Genomic DNA, 3,833 nt, shown 5'->3' on the forward strand with positions numbered 1-3,833 from the left:
CGGTATCAGGGGATACCCGACGGCGGATACAACACGCTCATCGAGGCATTGCTCAAAGGTACAGAAGTGCGCACCGGCACCGACTTCGCCGCCTGCCGCACTGAACTGGAAAACAAAGCCGGACACATACTCTTCACCGGATGTATCGACGAATATTTCGACTTCAGCATCGGACGGCTCGACTACCGGAGCCTGCGCTTTGTACATCGGGAAATTGAAGGAACCACAGACTTTCAAGGCAATGCCGTTGTCAACCACACAGCCGCCGAAGTGCCCTATACACGAACCATCGAACACAAACACTTTGAGCCGGGGCGTCACCATGAACTGCCGTTCACAGTCGTAACTTATGAGCATCCAGCTGACTTTACTTCAGGCCGCGAACCCTATTATCCGGTCAACGACCAACGTAATTCGGCGCTTTACGCCCAATACCAAGAAATGGCCCGCAACGTACCGCATGTAACCTTTGGCGGACGGCTGGGAGCCTACGCTTACGCCGACATGGACGATACCGTCGGAGCCGCACTGACTTTGGCGCGGAAAATGCTGGCATGAGCGTATCTGTGCCTATCACGGACCACCCAACTTCATCAAACACCGACACGACAATGTATCACCCTACCACCCTCGTACTTCATCCTGAGTTCAAAGAGCTGGCAGAATTTATGCGCTCACTGCCGCAACGAATGAACAGTGGAGAGGGAGAAACCATACACAAAGGACGCAACGAATTGCGTATCATGCACTACCAAGGACTACGTCTGGTCGTGAAGTCTTTCCGACAACCGCATATCATCAACCGTCTTGTATACGGTTTCCTACGCCCGTCAAAAGCCAAACGCTCCTACGACAATGCCCTGCGACTCCAGAAGTTGGGAATAGGCACACCGCAACCTGTCGGCTACTACAACGTAAGATCAGCCGGCGGACTACTCTTCAACCGCAGCTACTACGTGTCGCTATGTTCTTCCTGCCCTCACCGCTACGAAGAATTATTCCAGCAACACTTTGACTACGAAGACAACGTACTCAAAGCCATCGGCCAACTGACCGCCCGCCTCCACAAGAACGGACTGGCCCACAAAGACTACGGACGGGCCAATATCCTCTTCGGACAAACGGCAGAAGGAAATATAAAACTGGAACTGGTGGACCTGAACCGCATGGCGACAGGGCCACTTGACATGAAAGCAGGATGCAAAAATTTCGAGAGACTACCAGCCACACCAAAAATGCACCGCATATTAGCCGAAGCCTATGCCAAAGAACGAGGATTCGACGCCCAAGAGTGTCTCCGCCTTATAGAAACCTTCCGGAGCACACAACCCGGCAAGATTGACGGAAAATATTAAACAGAAAAATAAAGGAAACCACCCTTGTTTCCACAGCTATACCATTCAACACCACAACCTTACGAGGCATGAGAATCACTGCTGTTGTCGTCACTTTCAACCGTCTGCAACTCCTACAGCGGACCATTGCCGCACTGCGCGGACAAAGTCGCCAGCTTGACGAAATTATCGTTGTAAACAACGGCTCTACCGACGGAACTGCCGAGTGGCTGGCCGAAGAAAGCGGCCTTCACGTCATTACTCAGGGCAACACCGGCGGTTCCGGCGGTTTTTATTCCGGCATGAAGGCGGCCTACGAAAACGGCGCCGACCGTATATGGTGTATGGACGATGACGTATTCCCACGTCCCGAATGCCTGAAACAGCTATTACAGGAGAAGGACCGCTTCCCAAACACCGGCATCTTAGCCCCGCGCCGCTTGCAGGAAGGACGAGTATTCTGCCACGATTTCACCGGCTACAACTTGAAAAACCCTTTTGCCTCCATGTATCGCGGCCGGTTGAAAGGAAAAAAAACAGAACATCCGACCCGCGTTGCCGGAACAGCCTTTGAAGGACCGCTCATCAGCAGAGAAGTCATAGAGAAAGTAGGACTGCCTAACCGCGACCTTTTCATCTTTTGTGACGATACCGATTATTGTTTACGCACCTGCCTGTCAGGACTGGCCATCGTATATGTACCGGCCGCTCTCATGGACAAAGCGCTATTCTTCGCCGATGATTCCTGGGCTGAAAGAGAAAAAAAGAAAAAATGGAAGCGCTATTACCAATTACGCAACGCCACCTACCTCAACCACCACTACGGCCGCACATGGGGTGTACGCTATTTGCGCGGTTTCATAGGCTTAACCGGCTATGTCATGACAGCCGCCGCCACAGCCCCCTTCTCGCAAGCCTGGAGCTACGCCGATATTCCACGACTATGGCGCGCCTATCGCGACGGACTGGCCGAACGGCTCGGACAACTATGACAAACACGGTACACAGTACAGAAAATCCATAAAACGGACAGACATTCTCCCGTTGTGACATCAATGCCTGTCTGACAATAAGTGCTCAAACGAATACAGTAAGGACTCCCGAAAATCCAATAAGTTCCCACGAAAAACATGCGACTCATAAAAATGACAGGCGGACTGGGTAACCAAATGTTCATCTACGCCTTCTATATGCAGATGAAACGGCGTTTTCCCAACACACGCATCGACCTTTCCGACATGGCACATTACCATGTACACAACGGCTATGAACTTCACCGCCTCTTTCCGCATTTGCCCAAAGATGAATTCCGCATCGGCCAGAAGGCAAAGAAAATAGTGGAATTCCTTTTCTTCAATACCATCATAGAACGCAAACAAAACCTCGCGACCCTCCGCGCCTTCGAGCGCCGGCGGTTGTGGCCGTTCATTTATTTCAAAGGGTTCTATCAGAGTGAACGCTACTTCGAGCCGATAGCCGATGAAGTACGGGAGGCATTTACCTTCAGCGAAAGTCTAGCCGGCGCCCGTACACGGGAACTGCTGTCACAAATCAAAGCCAGTCCCACGGCCGTGAGCCTTCACGTGCGCCGCGGCGACTATCTGGAACCGAAAGTATGGCGCAACACCGGCTGCGTATGCGGACTGCAATATTATCACGATGCCGTAAGGTACATAGAACAATACGTCACCTCGCCCCACTATTATGTCTTCTCCGATGACATTCCGTGGGCAACAGCCAACCTGAAGTTGCGCAACGCCACATTCGTAACATGGAACCACGGACAAGACAGCTGGCAAGACATGATGCTGATGGCCGCCTGCCGCCACAACATTATCTGCAACAGCACCTTCTCATGGTGGGGAGCATGGCTCAATCCTTATGAGGAGAAAATAGTCATCGCTCCGGAGCGATGGTCGGCGCTAGCCGACACACCTCACAGATGCCCACCGTCGTGGATACAAATACCTGTCACCCCTATCCTGCAACCATGAAGACCTGTCTACCCGTAAAATGCCTTTGGGCATTGGCTGATTTGTACAAATCATTAATACGGGCGAAAAGCCCGTACTTGGTCATGACACTGCTCGTAAAGAACGAAGAGCAGCTGCTGGAGAAAAATCTTCAGTTTCACAAAAACATGGGCGTAGACGCCTTTATTGTGACCGACAACAATTCCACAGACAAGACACCGGAAATCATCCGCAAATACGTGGAAAAAGGCTGGATTGTAGAAGCCATAACGGAAACAGCCACCGACTACGAACAGAAGCAATGGGTGGACCGCATGATATGGCTGGCCAAGACGCGCCATAAGGCCGACTGGGTCATCAACGCGGACGCCGATGAGTTCTGGTACAATCCGACAGGAAACCTCAAGACAGCCATGACAGCCACCCGCGCCAACGTTCTTGCCTGTGAGATGCGAAGCGTCTACCCCGACGAGAACCGCTCATGGGAACAGTGGAACAAAACCGTGCGTACCGTAACAGACTATGC

5 protein-coding genes are annotated in these 3,833 nt (G+C 52.0%); all 5 read left to right on the forward strand.

What is annotated here, in order from left to right; all coding sequences use genetic code 11:
• Nucleotides 1-558: UDP-galactopyranose mutase (locus C5S62_RS01345; RefSeq protein WP_190311533.1), on the forward strand; the 558-nt coding region annotated here is incomplete at its 5' end.
• 53 nt (nucleotides 559-611) lie between these two features.
• A complete protein-coding gene (locus C5S62_RS01350) occupies nucleotides 612-1,355 on the forward strand; it encodes a lipopolysaccharide kinase InaA family protein (RefSeq protein WP_223301093.1) in 744 nt (247 codons plus the stop codon).
• Nucleotides 1,356-1,423: 68 nt separating this feature from the next.
• The gene (locus C5S62_RS01355; protein WP_104403739.1) at nucleotides 1,424-2,326 is read left to right on the forward strand and encodes a glycosyltransferase family 2 protein; all 903 of its coding nucleotides are present in this window, start codon (nucleotides 1,424-1,426) and stop codon (nucleotides 2,324-2,326) included.
• Between the two features lie 138 nt (nucleotides 2,327-2,464).
• Nucleotides 2,465-3,328 carry an alpha-1,2-fucosyltransferase gene (locus tag C5S62_RS01360; protein ID WP_104403740.1) on the forward strand — a complete coding sequence of 288 codons (864 nt, stop codon included), beginning with the start codon at nucleotides 2,465-2,467 and terminating at the stop codon, nucleotides 3,326-3,328.
• Between the two features lie 83 nt (nucleotides 3,329-3,411).
• Nucleotides 3,412-3,833, forward strand: a 422-nt coding sequence (locus C5S62_RS01365; protein WP_133159446.1) for a glycosyltransferase family 2 protein, incomplete at its 3' end; no start/stop codon positions are given.

Source organism: Prevotella sp. MGM2 (assembly GCF_002933955.1).
Classification (GTDB): domain Bacteria; phylum Bacteroidota; class Bacteroidia; order Bacteroidales; family Bacteroidaceae; genus Alloprevotella.